The following is a 19,277-nucleotide window of genomic DNA, read 5'->3' as shown; positions in this document are numbered from 1 at the left end:
CTATAAATTTACGTAAGGTTTGTCTATAAATTGAGGAGCTTATACATGAGAAGAAAAGATATACTTGAGTTAAAAAGACGTTTTAAAAAAGAGCAATGCACCTTCACTAAAATGTGTGGCTGCTATGTTAATGGAGAAAAACATACTATTTTAAAATTTAGAGAAAGCTTTCTAAATTTAGATGAGGATGAATACTTTAAATATTTAGAAATTGCTAAAAAAGTACTGTCTGGAACTATTGGGAATAATATTTTAGAACTTAACTTTGAAGTTAATGAAGAATTTACAAATGAAAGACAGACTTCACTTATGCAGCTTAAAAACAGTCAATTAAAAGATGATGCTCTTGTAGATAACCTTTATGATTTGATTATAGACAATTATGATTACACTGGTAATTTTTTAATACTCTTTTTTCATGATGCTTATGATGTTGTTAGCAAAACCAGAGATAATATAAAGATAGATGAATCTGAAGAAGTATATGAATATGTGTTATGTGCAATATGTCCAGTTTCACTTTCAGAGCCTGGTCTTAGATACTTTGAACAGCAAAACGAAATAAAAGCACGTATTAGAGATTGGGTAGTCGAGTCCCCGATTAATGGCTTTGTGTTTCCTGCTTTTATTGATCGTAGCTGCGATGTTAACTCTATTATGTATTATACAAAAAATGCAAAGGATACACATTCTGAATTAATGGAAAATGTTCTAGGTTGTCCTTCAAAACAAACGGCTACGGTGCAAAAGGAAACATTCCAATCAATTATTAAAGATTCTTTTAGTTCTGATGAAAATAAAGCTGATAAAATTTTTATGGATATACAAGAAAACCTAAGCACAATGATAGAAGAATACAATGATTTAAACGATGATGCAGACTGTGAACCTATAAGCTTAACAAAGAAGGATATACAAAAACTTTTAATAGAAAGTGAAGTTCCGCAGGAAATTACTACTGAGATTGAAAACTCCTATGTAGAGAACTTTGGTGATGATATCACTTTAGCAAAGAATTTAATTGACGCAAAGGCTCTTAAGGCAAATGTGCAAAGAAAAAAGGAAGAACGCCTTCACAAACAAGTGGAAATACTTCAAGCTAGACTTGATCAAGTTAAACAAGAGAATACTATAGATAATGAAATTGACCTGTCTACAGAAGTTAATGATGATAATGTGGTTTTAGAAGAAGATTTAGAAACTAATTTAGAAGAAACTTTAGAAACTAATTTAGAGAAAGTTCCAGATGCATTTTCAGAAGATAATAATGTTACCCCTCATTATGATGTTATACTACAAGTAAAACCCGAAAAAGTATCTCAAATAAAATCTCAAATAATTAATGGCCAAAAATGCATAGTTATTCCTATTAATGACAATGAACAAACTACGGTTAATGGTATAGATAATTTGATTTAAAACAACTAACTTTACACCTTTCGACAAGTGACAGTCACCCTTTGTTATTTACACTCAATTTATGTAGTGATACAATATAAGAATAGGAAGGTGAAATATTATGATAGAATGTTTAAAAGATTTCTATGCATTAGATAATATTTTTAATACAAGTAATAATACCAATTATAAATTTGAAAATTTAATTGGGTTGGATAATTATGAATGTATACATCCAGTCAAACAAAGGAAAGTTTATGAAATTGCTAATCTATTATTAAAAGATAATGTTGGTAAGCACATCACTGATATTATAGTGTTTGGTAGTGCCACAACGCTTTTCTGTAGTAGCTTTAGTGATATTGATATAATCGTTTTAGGTGATTTTTCTGAGTTTTATCCAACTGTAGATTTACATGAGTTTGGAGAAATTGATTTATTTGGATATAATAAAAAACTATTCCTTAGTGATATGGAAAATAATAATTTTTATAGGAACGCTTGGGCGAAAGGGGTAAGAATATATGAGCAATTATCTGCATCTTGCTAAGAGTGATTTGAAGTATGCGAATTTTGGTCTTACAAATTGCACAGACGAAGTAGAAATTAATTATGCGGCTTATCATGTAAATCAAGCAATTGAAAAAATAATTAAAGCACTTTTAGAGCTTAATGGGAATGATTTGACTGACAGAAAGTATAAGACACATAATATAAGTTATTTAATTTCGTCTCTTCCTAAAGGGACACAGGTGCCGAATATAATAGTCGAAAGGAAATTTGAAATTATTAGATGGGTATCAGAGCCAAGATATAATGTGAATTTTAGAGAATCTAAAGAGGATATTTTAATTATATATACTGCAGCATTTGAGTGGCTTAATCAAATCATGTTGATGCAGAGTAGATAATGTTTATTTTATTTTTACTGCCTTTCTAGTCTTTAACAAGTTAAAAGGGAATTCAAATTGATATGCTCCCCTTATGGTAGACAGTTAAAATAATAAAACTGTTTACTATAAGGAGGGCTATTTTTTTATGGGAAGAAAATCAACTATATCAGACCAACAAAAAATTAAGGCTGTAACATCATATTTAAATGGAAAAGCTAGTATGTTAAGTTTATGCAACAAACTTCAAGTACATAAGAGTTCTTTTCAAAAATGGGTAATACGATATAAATCAGAAGGTGAAGCTGGGTTAAAACATTCTAGCAAAAATACTTCTTATACTGCCAAAATCAAGATTAACATTGTAAAAGAATATCTTGATGGGCATGGCTCACTGAATGATTTATGCATTAAGTATCATATTTCGTCAAATACAGTTTTATGCAATTGGATAAAGAAGTATAATGGTCATGAAAACATAAAATCTTCTGGAACAGGAGGAAAAATAATCATGACCAAAGGACGCAAAACTTCTTATATTGAACGCATTGAAATCATAAAGTACTGTATTGAAAACAATAACAGTTATAATAAAACTGTTGAAAAATATAAGGTATCTTATCCTCAGATTTATACCTGGATGAAGAAGTATAATCAGTTTGGTATTGAAGGGCTTTTGGACCGACGTGGAAAGCCAAAGGCTGAAGAGTTAATGACAGAAGATGAAAAGCTAAAAGCTCAATACAAGCTTTTAGAAGCACAAAATAGAAGATTACGGATGGAGAATGCTCTTCTAAAAAAAATCCAAGAGATAGAAAGAAGGCGATATTAAGCGAAGCTAGATACGAAGATACTTATCTTGCAATCCAAGAATTATCTAACAAAGATAAATTTCCTATAACTGAGTTGTGCATTATAGGCGGCGTTAGCCATTCTGCATATTATAAATGGCTACACAGAGAAAAAAGTAACCGAGTATTGAAAAACGAAGAATTATTAAAGCTTATTTGTGAGTTATATGAGGAAAAAGACGGTATCTTAGGCTATCGCCAGATGACGATTAAAATCCGTAGAGAATATAATAAAAAAGTTAATTATAAACGAATTTATCGTCTGATGCAGATATTAGGATTAAAATCCGTATGCAGAAAAAAAAGATATAATTATATTAAGTCAACTCCTGAAGTTACTGCAGAAAATATTTTGGATAGAAATTTTAAAGCAGAACAAGTCAATAAAAAATGGCTTACAGATGTAACCGAGTTTAAATATGGGAGAAGTGGACAAAAGGCTTATCTAAGTGCAATATTTGATTTAGGTGATAGAAGTATTGTTTCATATGTCATTGGTCATTCTAATAATAACCAATTGGTTTATCAAACCTTTAATCTTGCTGTTAAAGTATACCCTGATGCTAAACCAATATTTCATAGTGACCGAGGTTTCCAGTATACTTCAAAAATATTTAAAGAAAAACTAAAAAAAGCTGGAATGATACAGAGCATGTCGAGGGTTGGGCATTGTATTGATAATGGTCCAATGGAAGGATTTTGGGGAATCTTAAAAACAGAAATGTATTATCTTCATAAATTTGAAGACTATGAAAGCTTAAAGAAATCGATTGAAGACTATATAGAATATTATAATAATAGACGTTATCAAAAACGTTTAAAGTGCATGACACCAATGGAATATCAGCGATATCTATTAGGTAATGCAGCATAAATAAAGCGCCTACCAAATAATAGACGCCTTACATAAAATCTTTAATTATTTCCACTGTCTACTTGACAGGGGGCAGTTCAAATGAATTCCCTTTTAATATATTCGTATAGTCAATCCACCATGTTATCATCTGCAATAAAATCTACATCAACATTCTTCTCCCTAAGCTTATTAATATAAACCACTGCACACCTAAATGTCTTTTTATTCTTTGGATTTTATTGTCTCACTGAAAAATTCACAGGCTTATTGTAACATTTACAAACTACTATTCAATTTGAAGTCAATATATTTTTCAAAACTAATTACAGTTTTGAATTTACAATGAATTTGTGCGGAAAGCCCACTCCTTAAGGTGTGGGATGGATAGCACTTGTCGATAGGCAATAAAAGAATTATAAAAAAAATAATAAAGGAACAAATATAACACTATAATTAATTATCATTTTTGTATATTGTCCAAGGGATAGGAGAAAATATTATTAATACATAGTGTAGAAGAAGACTTAAATACATAACTAAGGGGATTAAATCATCTCCTGCGGAGCTGAAGTATTAACGACTTCAGAAGGAGATTTATACTTCCACTGAAGTTTTCTGTTTGTTAGGGTATGTAACTCCAGCTTATAGAAGTGGGAGACTTCCTTCTGAAATGTCGTTAAAATTGAAACTTCAACTATAGAAAGTGAGGTGAATATTCAGTGGCAAAAAAAGAAGCTAAACAACGGTTCGTATTGAACCTAAATCTTAAACTTGAAAAATTTGAAGAAAAGATATTGGATAAAAGATTTGAGATTGGAAGGAAGATCTATAATTCAGTTTTAGGTAAAGCTTTAAGTAGGTATAATGAAATGAGCAAGACTAAAAACTGGAGGAAAAATCAATCTGAATTATCAAATATTTATAAAAATAAATTGGACAAGAAAGAATTGAACAAGCTTTGCACTCCGTATTTTGATATTAAAAATGCAATGCTTAAAGAATTTAGGCTAACCGAATATTCACTTCATGAAGATGTAAGATCAACGCAACATACATTTAAACATAATTTAGACAGCTTCACTGCTCAGAAGATTGCATCAAGAGTATGGGAATCTTTAGAAAATAATTTATTTGGCAAAGGTGAACAAGTTCACTTTAAAGGTAGAAACAATCCGTTAAATTCATTAGAAGGTAAATCTAATGGCACTGGAATAAAATATGATATTGAAACAAATACGCTTAAATGGAATGGGTTAAAGATTGAAACAATGCTTAATATAAATAACCAATATGAGATAGATGCTTTAAGGAATAAAATATGTTTCTGTAGAATTAAAAGGAAATTTGTACGAGGGCGTTATAAATATATACTTCAAATAGTTTTGGATGGAGTAGCTCCTACTAAGTTTAACCAAGAGACAGGAGAAATTAGAAATGATATCGGCCTTGGAGATTGCGGAATTGACATAGGCACACAGACAATCGCTTATACTTGTGAATCTGATGTTAAGCTATATGAATTGGCTCCACATGTACAAAATATTGAAAATGAAAAACGTAGAATTCAAAGATATATGGATAGAAGTAAGAGAAAAACTAATCCTAATAATTTCGATGAAAATTGCAGTATAAAAAAAGGTGTTAAATTAGAATGGAAATATTCAAAGAGATACGTAAAAGCTAAGAATAAACTTAAAGATATATATAGGAAACAAAGGGATATAAGAGAACAAGATCATAATATAATGATTAATGAAATAGTAAAAAATTGCAATGTAGTCTATGTTGAAGAAATGAATTTTAAAGGATTGCAAAAACGTGTTAAAAATGCAACTACTAATGATAAGACTGGAAGGATTAACAAGAAAAAGAGATTTGGTAAATCATTAGCAAATAAAGCACCTAGTAAATTTTTAACAATGCTAGAAAATAAGCTAAAATCTAAAGGCGGAAAATACTTTGAAATTAATACGTGGCAAGTGAAAGCTTCACAGTATAACCACTTAAATCAACAATATAGTAAAAAGAAATTATCTCAAAGGTGGAATGATTTTGAATATAATGGCAAACAAATCAAAGTCCAAAGGGATATATATTCGGCATACCTAATTAAAAATGTTAATGATGATTTATGCAGTATAAATTTTGATGCATGTAATAAAGATTTTGAAAAGTTTTTAGTATTGCATAGTAAAGAAATTAAAAGATTGCAAGGATTAGATAATTTAAGTAGTATGGGAGTTTAGAATAAAAAAATGTCTTGAAACGGGCATTATGCTATCGCTAATGGGTTGGTTGCAATCCTTGATGGTGAAATTTTTGGGGAAAATAATTAGTGTTAATATCATTCGTGATATTAAAGAAAGTTATTTAGTACCTAAGAACCACATGCTTTTAATCGTGGGAGTTTCAGAATAAAAGAAGATAGTATAAAAGGGATGAATGTATTAATATTTCTTATCAGCTATGTTATCATTGATATAGATGTTTAGCATTTAGAGAACAATGTTTGCGATAAACAATAACTAAATAAAGGGGAAATGCAATCTTGGTAAAGGATAAATTAAAAGACCATATTATGGAAACTGTTGAAAATCAAATAAAGGATAACAATCCTAAATGTACAACTGAAGTTTTTGAAAAATTAGTAGCTTGTGGATATGCACAAGATATGGCAAAGAAAATGATTGGAGCAGTTTTAGTGGAAGAGCTATATTATGTTTTGAAAAACGAGGAGTTATTTAATGAAGAAAGATATAGTGAAAAATTAGATAAGTTACCATTATTAATTAAGAAATTATATTGAATTCATAGAAAGTGTATAGTAAAATCAAATTTTGCTATGCATTTTCTAATACAAGCTCCATAATGTATTTGTACAATAGAGGAATCATTTAAAAATATAAATAAGACTAAAGAAGGAGTATAACATATGGTTAGATCAATTATGAAAGACATATTTTTTCTTAATCAAAAATCAGAACTTGCTACAAAAGCAGATGCTCAGGTGATACAGGATTTGCTTGATACGCTTAAAGCAAATAAAGAAGGGTGTGTAGGAATGGCAGCTAATATGATTGGTGTCAAAAAAAGAATTATTGTGATCAGTATGGGTGATATGAACGTTCCGATGATTAATCCTGTGATAGCGAATAAATCGGGTCAATATGAAACAGAAGAAGGATGTCTTTCACTTATAGGTGTTAGAAAAACTAATAGATTCAAAGAGATAGAAGTAGAGTATTTTGATTCGGGATTTAAGAAGCGAAGGGGAAAATACTCAGGATGGATTGCTCAAATTATTCAACATGAAGTAGACCATTGTGATGGGATAGTCATATAGAAAAAAGGTAAGAGCGCTGTTCAAGGTGCAATCACAGCAATTAAAGAAAAATTCATGATAATTAACCAGTTATAATATAAAAAGCTATAAGTAAAATAAATACACAAACAAAATTGACTGAATTATACTATATGATATTCTAACGAAGAATATATATATGTAGTTTTTATAAATATCAAAGCATAAAAGGAGTAAAAATGAAATACGAATATAAAACACTTACTGATATTAGACACAAAGTTTTTACGGCCGTAAGTAAGATGGCCTTTGAAGACAATTTAAAAGATATAGAGAATATTCCATATGAGATCATTCGTGGAGAGGTGGGTAAGTATAGAGAAAGTACATTTCTTGAAAGAGCAATAGTTAGTGAGCGAATCCGTTTGGCAATGGGACTAAATTTAAGACCAAGTGATAAACCAAGATCAATTACGGAGGGATTAGAGGGGGCAACCAAACCTTCAAAATATTATGAACCGCCACTTGTAAATATTATAAAATTTGCTTGTAATTCTTGTCCAACAAATAGCTATGAAGTTACAAATATGTGCCGTGGCTGCCTAGCACACCCTTGTGTAGAAGTTTGTCCTAAAGGCGCAGTTAGTATAGCTAATGGGAAAAGTGTTATTGATCAGGAAAAATGTATAAAGTGTGGTTTATGTGCTAAAGTGTGTCCGTATTCAGCAATAATAAAACATGGGCGCCCATGTGCCATGGCATGCGGAGTGGATGCAATATATACGGATGAATATGGCAGAGCATCAATAGATTATGATAAATGTGTTAGCTGTGGAATGTGTTTGGTAAATTGTCCTTTTGGAGCAATATCTGATAAAAGCCAAATATTTCAACTAATTCAGGCAATTAATCAAAAGAAAGAAGTAATTGCAATTGTAGCTCCATCATATGTGGGGCAGTTTGGTAAAAATGTTGGATTTAATGATTTTAAAAGAGCGATGATTACAATTGGATTTAAAGATGTTGTTGAAGTTGCGATTGGTGCAGATATTTGTACAATTGATGAGGCAAAAGATTTTATAGAAAATGTACCTGAAAAACTTTCCTTTATGGCTACTTCATGCTGCCCTTCATGGTCTGTTATGGCTAAAAAATTATATCCTGAATATGCTGAAAATATTTCAATGACTTTGACTCCAATGGTTTTTGCTGCTCGACTTGTGAGAGAAAAACATAAAGATGCAATGATTGTTTTTGTTGGGCCATGTAGTGCGAAAAAATTAGAAGCTTCCAGAAAAAGCGTAAAAAGTGAAGTTGATTTTGTAATTACATATGAGGAGTTATCTGGAATGCTTACAGCCAAAGAAGTAGAAATAATTGGTACAGATATGAGCTTGAGTAATGAAGCAACTGGTTCAGGAAGAGGCTTTGCGGTTGCAGGTGGAGTCGCTAAGGCTGTAGCTGATTTGATAAAAAAAGAACATCCAGGGCGAGAAGTAAAGATTAAAGCTGCGAATGGACTGAGAGAATGTAGGGAGATGTGTAATGATGCCATAAAAGGAAAGTATGATGGATATCTCATTGAAGGAATGGCGTGTCCGGGCGGCTGTGTGGCTGGAGCTGGGTGTATTGTCAAACCTAACATAGCTGGTGCTCAGGTTAAACAAGCGGCTAAAAATTCTGAGCTGAAGATTTCAGATGAGTCTAAATATGCTGATAAACTTTACTTGTTAGATGGAAAAAGCTAGAGGAAGAATAGAAAATCGTATTTATTATACAGTAAAACCCACAACTATTTAATTAGTTGTGGGTTTTCTTACATTTTAAGTTATGTTATATGGATACTAAATTAAGAATTTTTATTTATAATCTGAAGGAGTTCCCCATAGTTCTAAACGATTAAACATAGGATAAACAGAATTAAATTTCACATAAATAGGTGCTTTATCTAAAGAGGGATTTTCTCTGAAAAATTCTCTATCTCCATATCTAAGCGCCTGCAATGCTAGCGGTAATTCTTTTGTGAAAATGCTATTACGTACAGCTGACATTATTGGGTTCTTTTCTTTATCTACCATAACATTAACCAGCAGTGCGTACTCACTATTAACTATGATCCATTCTGCCAGCACTTCATCCCTCATGGCAGTGATTTTATCATAATCATACTTTGCTGCAATAGTCAAAAATAATTCTCCGGTAACGTCTGAATGAGTAAGGGTATATTTCCTAGGAATAATTGGTTTTGTTTCACCTGTTCCCATGCCAAAATTAACGTGTAACATTTCCGTATTAAATTTGCTCAAAGCATTCCCTCCATAATATAAATACATTATATATATTATGAAGTTAACTGTTGTTATGTTCTTGTTATGTACTTAAATCAAGTCCTGCGCAGATGATTTAACAAACTAACATTTTTTCTAAAGTCCAACATACATCGCTTTATTCATTGATACTGATCCCCTTTATAAATTATTTTTAAAATAGTTTGATATATGCGCCAAAATTGTAAACAAAAGCATATATGTATTGTAAAAGGATAAGTTCCACAGAACTATATATGCATCACATTAATAAATATATTAAATTATTATAAATAGGAAGAGAAAGTATAGAAAGTATAGCGATAATAGGGGGTTCGGTTTTGCCATTCTCGTGGCTATATAGTAGAGGGACTAATTAAAAGTCTTAGATAAAACATTAGGAGGAACAAATAATGGCTAAATATAGACAGCTTTATACAGAATTTTGGAGTGATAGCTTCGTTCTTGAACTTACTCCACAGGAAAAGTTTTTTTATTTATATCTTTTAACAAATACTAAAACAACGCAAAGTGGTATTTATGAAATTTCCAAAAGGTTTATAGAGATGGAAACAGGGATTAACAGGGAAACTGTAGATGAATTAATTGAAAAATTCTGTGAGTACAACAAAATCTTATACTGTGAAGAGACAAAAGAGATTATGGTGCTAAATTGGATAAAATACAATGTTCCTAATAATATTAACGCAATTTTAGGTGTTCAAAAAGAATTAAAAAAGGTTAAAAACAAAGAATTTCTTAAAGTTTTGCTTGAAAAATGCAAGGCAGATCAACTCGATGTGGAGAAAATTTTTGAAAATATTATTGTAGAGAAATTTATAGATGATGATTTTTTTTTAGAGAGCAATTCAGATGATGATGTAGAAGAGAAAGAAACTGGACAAGTCAGTGAATTTTCAATTAATAGGCCACTTGATAGCCACTTACAAGCCCCTTACATGAGGCTACCAAGTAATAGAATAAGAAGTAAAGAACAAGAAGTAATAAATAAAGAACAAGGATTAAATAATAAAGAAGAAGAAGTAAAGAGTAAAGAAACAGTGGCAATAGACTATAAAAATAAATCTGCGGCTACTTCAGAAGGCCTAAAAAAAATCATTAAAGTTTTCGAAGAGAACATACATGTCATAACTCCTTTTGTGTATGAAAAAATATTAGATTTTACAAGACAGGTGAGTAGTAAAGTCATCATTATGGCCATCTATGAGGCTGTGAACTACAATGCCAAGACCATTAAATACATTGCAAAAATACTAAATAACTGGATAAGTAATGGCATAAAAACTGATGAGCAAGTAATAATATATCAAAAACAATGGGCTAATAAAAAAAGTAGCAGGACACGTCAAAACGTTAAGAGTGGTGGGTTCTGCGACTATGAACAGAGAACATACGATTTTGATATCCTAGAAAAACAGTTATTGGGACTAGCATAGCAGTAAATTATTTTTGAATATATTCTATATGGAAATTTTTAAAGGCTGTGTTTTATCATGGGAAAACTAGTTGGAAAGGCTAAAAATAAATAAAGTGGGGCAACAGAGGCGATTAGATGGGATGATTTAGCTAATAAAGAAAAATATAAAGTCACTGAAAGAGATATGGTATCTAGGTATTAAAAGAAAAATATTCAACTGTAGCATACTAGATATATATAAACAACCAATACTAATGATGGAAGGATAAATATTATGAAGACACCAAAAGTTATAAAATCTGGAGTATTAGAAATATTTAATGATTTACCATGTTATGTATTAGATGATGGACAAAGAGTTTTAGATTATCTAGTTTGACAAAGGCTTTAAGAGAAAAGGAACATGGTAAGTTCGGTAATTATTTAGCAGCATCAAATATAATTAAATATATACCCAATAGATTGAAACCTTTAACTGATGAAAATCACGATAGAACTCCTCAAGGTGCTATAGAATTTGAATTTGATGAAAAGCTAGAAAAGGGATATAACTCCGAGGATTTCATGGATGTATGTAGTGCATTTGTAATGGCCAACTTGAATAATGAGAAGATATCGGAAGCTCAACAAGAAATTGTTAAAAATGCGAATAAGTTTATTTTAGCTACGGCCAAGATTGGTATTATAGCATTAATAGATGAAGTTAAGAGTGAATTACATGTAATTTTAGATTATGAATTAGTACATACAGGTGGTATTCTTTAATTAAGAAAAACCAAAGGAGTGATGTATTTATGATTAAATCAACAGATTACTGCGATATCTTAAAAGAGGCAAGTATAGAATATGAGGCCGCAGGACGTAAAATGGCAATAGAGAAGATATATATTAATGATAAAGCAAGAGATGAGATTAGATTTGCATATTATAAGAAAAATATAAAGGATAACTACAAGCTTGTTATTCGGCCACTTGATGTAACCGAAGATGAATTATTTGAGTTATTCCAAAAGGCTATAAACAAAGATGTAATTAGCGATGGGTTTGTTAAGAGAATAAATCAGATTATTGAAAATACAAAAGTTGGTAATCCTTATGACGAAGCATTTTGTGATACCGATTATTGTAGATATTATGCTAGAGGATCTTTTTCACTGGGTGATGCTAGGTTTAGTTTAGATCAAATTTTTATCAAAGATCTTGATAGGAGAGAAATAAGATTTGGCTATTATAAGAAAAATAAAAATGGAAAATTTCAACTAGCTCCACGACCAATTGATGTTACTGAGGATGAATTCATAGAAATGTTTGAAGACGCTATTAAAAATGGAGTGTTCTCAAATATATTTCTTTTGGCATTTAAAACAATAATTAATAATAAGATAAAAAGACAGATTTAATAAATTTGTCTTTTATTGATAAATATATTAATATATCAGTCTATAAGTGTTGTTGTGTAATAATGGACGAGAATTAAATTTGTAAGCTATGCTTTATTTTTAGTTTTTAACACGTTCCTATAATAGCTAAATATAATAGTTAAAGAGATTTTAATAGTCCTATTTCATTTATGGACATAATATACCATATAGTGTATGAAGTTTGGAAGTTGGTGAGAAATTTATTTAATAGAGGTATAAAAAATGAAAGTATATCGAGAAAAGGATAGCAGTTATGATGAATTTAATACAATAAATTATTTCTTGCATATAGAAACCGCTGTTCAAATGAAAAACAGTATAGATAATAATCCTGATTTAATGTATGAAATTAATGAAATTGATGTTATTTGTGATTGAGTTGTAAAAATGTTGTTAGCGGTAAACTAAAAGGGTGATATTTCGGCAAACAAAAAAGGAGAATAATTTCCAGTTAAGTACAATAATAATTCCTTCTCTGATACAATTAGAGATATATTTTACAGAGGGGGAATTTAAAATTGAAAGGATGGAATATGTTTAGTGAAATAAAACAATATAAAGCACTTGGATTTAATAAATCACAGGTTGAAAGAGCTCTAAATATAAATTACAAAACAGTTCAAAAGTATTGGGACATGGATCCTGGTGAATATGCTAAAGTCACTATTCAATCGAAGAATAGACATAAAAAAATTGATATCTACAAAGATGATATTTTAGAATGGATTACTGATTTCAGAGATATGTCAGCAGCACAAGTACTTGATTGGATAAAGGAAAGATATGGTGATGTAAAATTTAAAGAAAGGTCTTTAAGGCTTTATATTAGTAATTTAAGGAAAGAATACAATCTGCCTAAGGCTTCGCCAATAAGACAATTTGAGGAAGTACATGAACTTCCCATGGGCTACCAAGCTCAGGTTGATATGGGTCAAATATGGCTCAAAAGATTAAATGGAAACAAAGTAAAAGTGTATTGCTTTGCAATGGTTTTATCACATTCAAGGTATAAATACATACTTTGGACAGACAAACCATTTACTACCGCCTCTTTTATTGATGCTCATAATCGAGCTTTTGAATATCTTGGTGGTATGCCTATTGAAATAGTGTATGACCAAGATCGTGTGCTTGCAGTAGCCGAGAATTCTGGAGACATTATTTATACCGAAGGTTTTCAAAATTATATTAATACTATGAAATATAAAGTTAGGCTTTGTAGAGGTTTTGATCCTCAAAGTAAGGGGAAAATAGAATCTGTGGTAAAATACTCAAAATATAACTTTGCTATAAACAGAGTATTTATAGATGTTGATTCCTTTAATGAAGACTCATTCAAATGGCTAGATAGAACAGGCAATGGTAAAAAACATGAAATAACGAAAAAAATACCGGCAGAAGTGTTTGCTCTCGAAAAGAAACACTTGCTACCAGTACCTGAACTCTTTGAAAAAAATTCATCTAATACTAGTTTAACTTATGCTGTACGAAAAAACAATGTAATTTTGTATAAACAGAACAGGTATCAAGTGCCCAAAGGAACTTATAGCCCAGGTAAAGAACTTAAATTAATGATAAAAGGCTCCAAAATGAATATAGTTGATTTTGATACAGGTGTATTAATAGCAAGTCATCAAGTAAGTACAAGGCAGGGTGAACTTATAAAAATAATTCATCCCGAAAGGGATATTCACAGTTCTATTGACCAAGTTTATGAAAGATTGTTTTTTGCTCTCGGTAAAACTGAAAATGCAAAAATGCTACTAGATGGCATAAAACGTGAAAAACCAAGATACTGCAAAGATCAATTTGGATCAATACTAAATATAGTACATTCATATGAAGCTTCGCTAATAGAACAAGCATTGAATTATTGTGTTATACGAAACTTGTGGAGTGCTGGAATGTTTAAAGAAACCCTTGAATATCTTGCGATACAGGATATTGCAAAAGTTGATAAAAAATCTGTAATTGACAAGTTATCTATACCATCAAAGTATAGAGGGTTAAAACCGGAAGTAAGAAGTATAAGTGACTATATTGATGCTTTGAAGGAGGACAAGCAATCATGGAGAAATTAGAATTAATCAAAGAGTATGCCAAAAATCTTAAGCTAAACTATTTAAATGTAGATGCAGATAAAATTATTGAAAAAGGCGAGTTAGGTAATGTTTCCTATCAAGACTTTCTGTTATCAATACTTAAAAATGAGGTTGGTTTGAAGGATCAGAAAACACAAGAAAAAAGACTTAAATATGCTGGCTTTCCAGTTAAAAAGACAATGGAGGAATTTGATTTTCTATTTCAAAAATCAATAACAAAGAAACAAATAAACAGACTCATGGAAATGGAATGGATAGATAGGATGTATAATCTTATATTTTTAGGCCCACCGGGCGTTGGGAAGTCTCACACAGCTATTGCCTTGGGTTATAAAGCCGTTGAGGCAGGTTATAAGGTAAGTTTTGTAACTATGGATAATCTGATGCATGTTTTGAAAACTCAGCAGATATCAAGAAAAAGCAAAGGTAAACTAAATAGAATCCTTTCTTCAAGCCTCGTTATAATTGATGAGGTCGGATATCTTCCTATAACTAGAGATGAGGCTAATTTGTTCTTTCAATTAATATCATCCCTTCATGAACAGGCATCACTAATTATAACTTCTAACAAAGGATTCGAAGAATGGGTAGAACTTTTAGGAGACCCAGCATTAACAACAGCTGTATTAGATAGAATATCTTATAGGTGCGAACTTTTTAACATGATTGGAAAGAGCTATAGATTGGAGCACAGAAAATCTATATTCTAGCAGTTAAATGGTAAAAATATACTGGGATAAATTCAGTAAAATAGTTTGCCGAAATTTCTCCAAAAGTACTTGCCAATAACAAATGTAAATGATTTAACCTTTATAATGGTATAATATGCTATAAGTGGGGTGATAATCATGTCAAAGAATGTAGAATTAATTAAAAATTTATGTGATAATTGGAAAAGTGAAGTGTTAGGCGAAAATGGGAGTATTTCTATCGGATCAAAATCAGAAAAGTATAGACTTATTAATAATAGGATACAGGTAGGCTTTAAATAGATAAATTTATAATGAAGATATGAACGAAACAATTTCTGAAAAATAGATAAAATTATTAACAAAATTCATATGAGAAAACTAACAATTTTAACAGCTTTTAGAGATGGATAGTAATTTTATTGTATATTAGCGCTGGTATATTGGGGAAATAATAGTCTAAGATGGTGTACATATTTTCTTGAGTTACATACGAAATTATGGGGGATAAAATGAATTTAACATTTGATAAAATAGATATTAAAGAATATCAACAACTTAATCCTGTTGATATTGAATATAAAGAAATAGAAAACACCGAATTTCTATTAAATAATAAGTTAATAGTGAATTCAGAAAAAGGAAATCTATTAGATGAGCTTAAGAGGTGCTTAAATGAGTGTGAAAAGTTTTATTTTAGTGTAGCATTCATTAATTTTAGTGGACTTCAGCTTTTATTAGACACTTTTAAGGAACTTGAGGAAAAAGGCGTGGAGGGTAAAATATTAACATCTACATACCTTAATTTTACTGAACCAAAGGCACTTGAGAGGATAAATAAGTTTAATAATATTGATTTAAAGATTTTTGTTGCTACTAATAAAAAGGGTTTTCATACTAAAGCCTATATTTTTGAAAACAAAGATGAGTATAAAATAATTATAGGATCTTCTAATATAACTCAGAGAGCTTTAAAAAGTAATGTAGAGTGGAATATTAAAGTTATTTCTAAAAAGGATGATAGCTTTACCCGCGAGGTTTTGGAGGAGTATTTAAGTTTGTGGGAAACAACTTCTATTGTTGATGATGAATTTATTAATAGATACAGTGATTTTCTAAAGCAAATAAAAAAAACTCAACAAAACAATAGCTTGGATTTTAGCAGCTATGAATTAATTAAACCCAATTTTATGCAAAAGAAAGCTATGGAGAATTTACATAGATTAAGAGCTTCTGGTGAAGATAAAGCATTAGTTATTGCTGCTACTGCTACAGGGAAAACCTATATGTCAGCATTTGATGCTGTTAGCTATAAACCTGAAAAGTTGCTTTTCTTAGCTCATAGGGAAGAAATATTAAGAGATGCAGAGAGTGCTTTTAAGAAGCTCGTTAAGAATAAAGATAAAACCACAGGGCTTTTAACTGGTACAAGTAAGGAATTAAACGTAGATTATTTATTTTCAACTATACAATCAATGAATAATAATCTTGGGGATTTTAAGCATGATGAGTTTGAATACATGATTATAGATGAGGCTCATCACGCTTCGAGCCAATCTTATGAAAAAGTTATGGAATATTTTAAACCAAAGTTTTTGCTTGGGATGACTGCAACGCCAGAAAGATGTGATGGAGGAAATATATTCGATATTTTTGATAATAATGTGGCCTTAGAAGTGAGACTTAGGGAAGCTTTGGAGCTAGAACTAATTATTCCTTTTCACTATTTTGGTATATCTGATATTGAGGGTATTGACTTAAGTGATGTAAATCTTCAGGATATAGATGAAATAGTTAAGAGATTAAAGGTTAATGAGAGAGTTGACTTTATTATCGATAAGATGGAATTTTACGGTTATGATGGAGAGAAACGTAAAGGGATAGGGTTCTGTGCCAGTATTGATCATGCGCAGTATATGGCAGCTGAATTTAACAAAAGAGGGATAAGAAGTACCTGTTTAACAGGAAAGAATTCTGCTGATGAAAGAGAACATTACATAAAGAAATTAGAAGCAGATGAGGATGACTTAGAAGTTATATTTACTGTAGATATTTTTAATGAAGGCGTGGATATACCAGCTATTAATTTAGTCATAATGCTTAGACCAACTAACTCTCCCATAATATTTATACAACAGCTGGGTCGTGGACTTAGAAATCATAAAGAAAAATCTTTTTTAACTGTACTAGATTTTATAGGAAATCATAAAAAAGTATTTTTAATAGCATTAGCTCTAAATGGTGCAAGATATTATGATAAAGATAGTTTAAAGGTAGCTGTTGCAACTCAATTTGGTAATATACCTGGATGTTCAAATATTCAAATGGATAGAATTGCTCAGGAAAGAATATTAGAACAGTTAACTGAAGAAAATTTTAATTCCATGAAATACTTAAAGGAAGAATATTTAGAATTTAAGATGATGAATTCTGGAAAGACTCCTTATTTTCTTATGGATTATATAAAGTATGATGGAGCTCCAAATCCTTTAAGATTTTTAAATAAGGAAAAAACTTATATTGGGTTTGTGGCAAAGATGGAGAATGATGAAGCTTTAAAAAAACTATTAGAAGAGGATGTTTTCTTCAAAATCCTTAAAGAACTTTCAACAAGATTGCCTATAAAAAGAGTATATGAATTTAGTATAATTAAATATTTACTAAGCCATGAAGAAATATGCTTAAATCAAGCTAAAAATGAAATATTAAAGTATATTGAGTTTGTAGATGATAATAGTATTATTCATGCTTTCCAGTGTTTAAATCAAAACTATTATGATTCAGCTCAAGTTAAAAACAATATTAAATGTTTTGAGCTTAATGGTGACGTTCTAAATTGTACATGGGATTTTAAAATGGTAATACATAATAAGAAATATAGAATATACATTGAAGATGTTATAAATTATGCTCATATAAGATATGAAAAAGAGTTTGAAAGTAAGTATTATGGAGTGCCATTCTTTAAGTTATACGAACAGTATCAAATGACAGATGCAGCACTACTTTCTAATTATACTAAAATTCATAGCTCCTTTAGAGGGAGTGGACTTATAGCAAACGGTCAAGAATATTTTCTTTTTATAGATTTACATAAGGACGAAGATGTTAAAGAAAGTATAAATTATAAAGATAAATTTAAAGGCAGCAAATATTTTCAATGGCAAAGTCCAAATAGTACAGCTCAAAGTTCAGAAAGAGGACAAAATATTATTTTTAATAAACAAAGAGGAATTAACCTTCATATTTTTGTAAGAAAGTATAAGCAAATTGATGGAGCCTCCGAGCCTTACATTTACATAGGCAAAGGTGATGTAATAGAGTATGAAGGAGAGAAACCTATAACTGTTAAAATGAAATTAGAAAATGAAATGCCAGCAGGTTTGTATACAGAATTCATAAAAAAGGTATAGCAAAATTTTTGCTATACCTTTTCTAGTGCAAGCTGATTTACAGCATTCATATCTGCTGGAGCCCATTTTAGAGAAAGTAAATTATCTCTATGTAACCATATCAATTTTGAATGTTCACTCGCAGTGGGGGTACCAGATGCTATGCGGCACCTAACAGTAATTAAATTTACTATGAATTTATCGTATTCGTGAGTGTTATCATTAAATATATCAATGAATTCAACATCGCATGATAGCTCTTCTTTTATTTCTCTTTCAATAGCTTCTTTTAAAGTTTCACCACACTCTATCTTACCGCCAGCAAACTCCCACATGTTTGGAAGAGCCATTATTGGAGACCGAAGAGCGCATAAGATTTCATTCTCTTTATTTTCGATAATAGCTCCTACAACTTTTATTAATTTCTTCATATAAAACACCTCTAAATAAGTTTAGCATAAAAGGGGTGAATGTAAAAGTGATGGCGCATTTAAAAATACACAAGTATTCCAAAATTCAAATTCCATGTTCGAATACTTTTTATTTTAATAGACAAAACAAGAATTACTACCTAAATTAGCAAATTATAATTCATAAGCCTCATTCTGCAATAATAAATTAAAGTAATGTTCA

General features: G+C 30.4%; 19 protein-coding genes. 17 read left to right on the top strand and 2 right to left on the bottom strand.

All coding sequences use genetic code 11. From position 1 onward, the window contains the following. Nucleotides 1–45: 45 nt before the first annotated feature. The 9 genes from ACWJJ2_RS05715 to ACWJJ2_RS05675 all read left to right on the top strand — a co-directional run bounded on the left by ACWJJ2_RS05715 (nucleotide 46) and on the right by ACWJJ2_RS05675 (nucleotide 9,044). Nucleotides 46–1,419, top strand: a complete 1,374-nt coding sequence (locus ACWJJ2_RS05715) for a DUF4317 domain-containing protein (protein ID WP_462953039.1) — start codon at nucleotides 46–48, stop codon at nucleotides 1,417–1,419. A gap of 100 nt (nucleotides 1,420–1,519) precedes the next feature. Then, nucleotides 1,520–1,948 (top strand): hypothetical protein, encoded by a 429-nt coding sequence (locus ACWJJ2_RS05710; protein ID WP_220286932.1) that lies wholly within the window; start codon nucleotides 1,520–1,522, stop codon nucleotides 1,946–1,948. Further along, nucleotides 1,923–2,309, top strand: coding sequence for a HEPN domain-containing protein (locus ACWJJ2_RS05705; protein ID WP_220286931.1), 387 nt, complete (start codon nucleotides 1,923–1,925; stop codon nucleotides 2,307–2,309). The genes ACWJJ2_RS05710 and ACWJJ2_RS05705 overlap by 26 nt, the downstream gene beginning before the upstream one ends. 127 nt (nucleotides 2,310–2,436) lie before the next feature. Then, entirely contained in the window at nucleotides 2,437–3,120 is a 684-nt protein-coding gene (locus ACWJJ2_RS05700) for a helix-turn-helix domain-containing protein (protein ID WP_258280590.1), read from the top strand. 74 nt (nucleotides 3,121–3,194) lie between these two features. Then, complete coding sequence (locus tag ACWJJ2_RS05695; protein ID WP_253198320.1) at nucleotides 3,195–4,013, top strand: IS3 family transposase; 819 nt, start codon at nucleotides 3,195–3,197, stop codon at nucleotides 4,011–4,013. 701 nt (nucleotides 4,014–4,714) lie between these two features. Then, nucleotides 4,715–6,241: a transposase gene (locus tag ACWJJ2_RS05690; RefSeq protein ID WP_216304106.1), complete on the top strand. Its 1,527-nt coding sequence runs from the start codon at nucleotides 4,715–4,717 to the stop codon at nucleotides 6,239–6,241. 302 nt (nucleotides 6,242–6,543) lie between these two features. Then, nucleotides 6,544–6,801 (top strand): hypothetical protein, encoded by a 258-nt coding sequence (locus ACWJJ2_RS05685; protein WP_216304105.1) that lies wholly within the window; start codon nucleotides 6,544–6,546, stop codon nucleotides 6,799–6,801. Between the two features lie 126 nt (nucleotides 6,802–6,927). Further along, nucleotides 6,928–7,338 carry a peptide deformylase gene (locus ACWJJ2_RS05680; RefSeq protein ID WP_216304104.1) on the top strand — a complete coding sequence of 137 codons (411 nt, stop codon included), beginning with the start codon at nucleotides 6,928–6,930 and terminating at the stop codon, nucleotides 7,336–7,338. 197 nt (nucleotides 7,339–7,535) lie between these two features. Continuing rightward, the gene (locus tag ACWJJ2_RS05675) at nucleotides 7,536–9,044 is read left to right on the top strand and encodes a 4Fe-4S dicluster domain-containing protein (protein WP_220320547.1); all 1,509 of its coding nucleotides are present in this window, start codon (nucleotides 7,536–7,538) and stop codon (nucleotides 9,042–9,044) included. 111 nt (nucleotides 9,045–9,155) lie between these two features. On the opposite strand, the gene ACWJJ2_RS05670 is transcribed toward ACWJJ2_RS05675, so the two are convergent. Further along, entirely contained in the window at nucleotides 9,156–9,602 is a 447-nt protein-coding gene (locus ACWJJ2_RS05670; protein WP_258876472.1) for a staygreen family protein, read from the bottom strand. Nucleotides 9,603–10,015: 413 nt separating this feature from the next. Here ACWJJ2_RS05670 and ACWJJ2_RS05665 point away from each other — a divergent pair, with 413 nt between their 5' ends. From ACWJJ2_RS05665 to ACWJJ2_RS05630, 8 genes are all read left to right on the top strand, one after another. Further along, complete coding sequence (locus ACWJJ2_RS05665; RefSeq protein WP_220320546.1) at nucleotides 10,016–11,059, top strand: DnaD domain-containing protein; 1,044 nt, start codon at nucleotides 10,016–10,018, stop codon at nucleotides 11,057–11,059. Between the two features lie 356 nt (nucleotides 11,060–11,415). Further along, nucleotides 11,416–11,805 carry a hypothetical protein gene (locus ACWJJ2_RS05660; protein WP_258876471.1) on the top strand — a complete coding sequence of 130 codons (390 nt, stop codon included), beginning with the start codon at nucleotides 11,416–11,418 and terminating at the stop codon, nucleotides 11,803–11,805. 29 nt (nucleotides 11,806–11,834) lie between these two features. Beyond that, the gene (locus tag ACWJJ2_RS05655; RefSeq protein ID WP_220320545.1) at nucleotides 11,835–12,440 is read left to right on the top strand and encodes a hypothetical protein; all 606 of its coding nucleotides are present in this window, start codon (nucleotides 11,835–11,837) and stop codon (nucleotides 12,438–12,440) included. Nucleotides 12,441–12,683: 243 nt separating this feature from the next. Continuing rightward, nucleotides 12,684–12,839 (top strand): hypothetical protein, encoded by a 156-nt coding sequence (locus tag ACWJJ2_RS05650; protein WP_220320544.1) that lies wholly within the window; start codon nucleotides 12,684–12,686, stop codon nucleotides 12,837–12,839. Nucleotides 12,840–12,979: 140 nt separating this feature from the next. Next, nucleotides 12,980–14,542 (top strand): IS21 family transposase, encoded by a 1,563-nt coding sequence (gene istA / locus ACWJJ2_RS05645; protein ID WP_258280587.1) that lies wholly within the window; start codon nucleotides 12,980–12,982, stop codon nucleotides 14,540–14,542. After that, on the top strand, nucleotides 14,530–15,273 hold the full coding sequence (gene istB / locus ACWJJ2_RS05640; protein ID WP_258280588.1) for an IS21-like element helper ATPase IstB: 744 nt from the start codon (nucleotides 14,530–14,532) through the stop codon (nucleotides 15,271–15,273). Before istA ends, istB begins: the two co-directional genes overlap by 13 nt. Before the next feature lie 138 nt (nucleotides 15,274–15,411). Further along, nucleotides 15,412–15,555 carry a hypothetical protein gene (locus ACWJJ2_RS05635; protein ID WP_220320543.1) on the top strand — a complete coding sequence of 48 codons (144 nt, stop codon included), beginning with the start codon at nucleotides 15,412–15,414 and terminating at the stop codon, nucleotides 15,553–15,555. A 209-nt stretch (nucleotides 15,556–15,764) separates the two neighbouring features. Continuing rightward, complete coding sequence (locus tag ACWJJ2_RS05630; protein WP_462953959.1) at nucleotides 15,765–18,665, top strand: DEAD/DEAH box helicase; 2,901 nt, start codon at nucleotides 15,765–15,767, stop codon at nucleotides 18,663–18,665. 11 nt (nucleotides 18,666–18,676) lie between these two features. On the opposite strand, the gene ACWJJ2_RS05625 is transcribed toward ACWJJ2_RS05630, so the two are convergent. Then, the gene (locus ACWJJ2_RS05625) at nucleotides 18,677–19,075 is read right to left on the bottom strand and encodes a (deoxy)nucleoside triphosphate pyrophosphohydrolase (protein WP_220320541.1); all 399 of its coding nucleotides are present in this window, start codon (nucleotides 19,073–19,075) and stop codon (nucleotides 18,677–18,679) included. Nucleotides 19,076–19,277 lie beyond the last annotated feature (202 nt).

It is taken from the genome of Clostridium sp. CM039 (assembly GCF_055081075.1).
The sequence above is the reverse complement of the archived record's forward strand: the minus strand, read 5'-3'. Positions and strand labels throughout refer to the sequence as shown.

Excerpts from the sequence above, each read along its gene's own strand:
- ACWJJ2_RS05715 (WP_462953039.1), top strand. The coding sequence starts at position 46 with ATGAGAAGAAAAGATATACTTGAGTTAAAAAGACGTTTTAAAAAAGAG.
- ACWJJ2_RS05710 (WP_220286932.1), top strand. The coding sequence starts at position 1,520 with ATGATAGAATGTTTAAAAGATTTCTATGCATTAGATAATATTTTTAAT.
- ACWJJ2_RS05705 (WP_220286931.1), top strand. The coding sequence starts at position 1,923 with ATGAGCAATTATCTGCATCTTGCTAAGAGTGATTTGAAGTATGCGAAT.
- ACWJJ2_RS05700 (WP_258280590.1), top strand. The coding sequence starts at position 2,437 with ATGGGAAGAAAATCAACTATATCAGACCAACAAAAAATTAAGGCTGTA.
- ACWJJ2_RS05680 (WP_216304104.1), top strand. The coding sequence starts at position 6,928 with ATGGTTAGATCAATTATGAAAGACATATTTTTTCTTAATCAAAAATCA.
- ACWJJ2_RS05675 (WP_220320547.1), top strand. The coding sequence starts at position 7,536 with ATGAAATACGAATATAAAACACTTACTGATATTAGACACAAAGTTTTT.
- ACWJJ2_RS05665 (WP_220320546.1), top strand. The coding sequence starts at position 10,016 with ATGGCTAAATATAGACAGCTTTATACAGAATTTTGGAGTGATAGCTTC.
- ACWJJ2_RS05655 (WP_220320545.1), top strand. The coding sequence starts at position 11,835 with ATGATTAAATCAACAGATTACTGCGATATCTTAAAAGAGGCAAGTATA.
- ACWJJ2_RS05650 (WP_220320544.1), top strand. The coding sequence starts at position 12,684 with ATGAAAGTATATCGAGAAAAGGATAGCAGTTATGATGAATTTAATACA.
- istB (WP_258280588.1), top strand. The coding sequence starts at position 14,530 with ATGGAGAAATTAGAATTAATCAAAGAGTATGCCAAAAATCTTAAGCTA.
- ACWJJ2_RS05635 (WP_220320543.1), top strand. The coding sequence starts at position 15,412 with ATGTCAAAGAATGTAGAATTAATTAAAAATTTATGTGATAATTGGAAA.
- ACWJJ2_RS05630 (WP_462953959.1), top strand. The coding sequence starts at position 15,765 with ATGAATTTAACATTTGATAAAATAGATATTAAAGAATATCAACAACTT.
- ACWJJ2_RS05625 (WP_220320541.1), bottom strand. The coding sequence starts at position 19,075 with ATGAAGAAATTAATAAAAGTTGTAGGAGCTATTATCGAAAATAAAGAG.